1 pseudogene is annotated in these 1,357 nt (G+C 65.5%); it reads right to left on the reverse strand.

The window, feature by feature from the left end:
- Positions 1 to 272: 272 nt before the first annotated feature.
- A pseudogene (locus tag A5646_RS00005) lies at positions 273 to 1,292 on the reverse strand (MCE family protein); the annotation flags it as partial.
- Positions 1,293 to 1,357 lie beyond the last annotated feature (65 nt).

The following is a 1,357-nucleotide window of genomic DNA, read 5'->3' on the forward strand; positions in this document are numbered from 1 at the left end:
CATCCTGGCCCTGAACAACTTCGCCGACATCCCGCAGTTCATCTGCAGCTCGATCGAGGCGGCGTCGCGGGCGCGCCTGGCGCGGGTATCGAAGCTGTGCCTGCAGTACCTCAACCCGATCATCAAAAACCGTATCTACAACTACATTCCGGCGGGAATTAACCCGTTCGTCGGGACGCAGGCGCGGCCCAGCGAGATCACCTACAGCGAGGACTGGCTGCGGCCCGGGTACACGCCGCCGCCCCCGCCTGAGGCGCCCGCGCCGCCGGATGGCGCGCCCGCGACGCCGCCTCGATCGAGCTGCAGATGAACTGCGGGATGTCGGCGAAGTTGTTCAGGGCCAGGATGCCGGTCATCGCGCTCTGGGCCGGCTGGTAGATGTTCAAGAAGTTCTGAAACACCGTCGGGGCGATGTGCAGGATCTGCTTGATATCGCCGCGGCTGTCATTGAGCGCCGTGGTGATGGAGCCCAATCGGTCGAAGGTGACGCCCGCCGCTTCGCGGTTCTCGGCCAGAAAATCACGCACGTCCGTGAGCGCGCCGTCCAGCGACTTCAACGCGTTGCCGACTTCGTTGGGGGTGTTGGACAGCAGCGTCGTCACGCCGGCCATGTTCTGGTTGAACGAGGCCAGCAGATCGCTGCTCGAGTACAGCGCGGACACCAGCAGTTGCAGGTTACGCACCGTGCTGAAGATGTCGTCGGCGTGATCGCCGAGCGCCGAGATCGCCTCGGAAAGCTTGAGCACGGTGTCGCGGGCGGTGTCGCCCTGGCCGCGCACGTTGTCCGCCGCCGAGTCGATGAACTCGCCGACGGAGTTGACCCCGCCCGGGCTGGTGGGCTGCAGGGCGTCGGTGAGTTTCTCCAGCTGCTTGCGGAAGTCATCCCATTCGACGGGAACCGCGGTGCGGCTCAGGGGAATCGAGGCGCCGGCGCTCAGCTTGGGGCCGCCGGAGTACGCCGGGACGAGCTGGACAGCCCGCGACGTCACCAGCGATGGCGACAGGATCGCGGCGCGAGCATCCGCGGGGATCGAATACTGCTTGTCGACCGAGAACGTCACCTTGGAACTGCCGGGCTGGGGCTCGATCTTATCGACCACGCCGACGGCGACGCCGAGGATGCGAATCTCGTCGCCCACGAACAGACCGTTGGCCTCGGTGAAATACGCCGAGTACGTATTCTTTTCGACGTCTTTCCACAGCTTGTTGCCGACCACGAACGACGCCACGACCAGCGTCAGGATCAGGGTGGCGGCGGTCGCCTTCTGTAGGGTGCCCCGACTGATGTTCATGGCGAATCGAAATCGTGGGGCGAGGGCGGCGGAATAGTGCGGATGGGCGGGGTGGACGGCGGGGG

It is taken from the genome of Mycobacterium sp. 1245499.0 (assembly GCF_001673615.1).
GTDB lineage: Bacteria > Actinomycetota > Actinomycetes > Mycobacteriales > Mycobacteriaceae > Mycobacterium > Mycobacterium europaeum_A.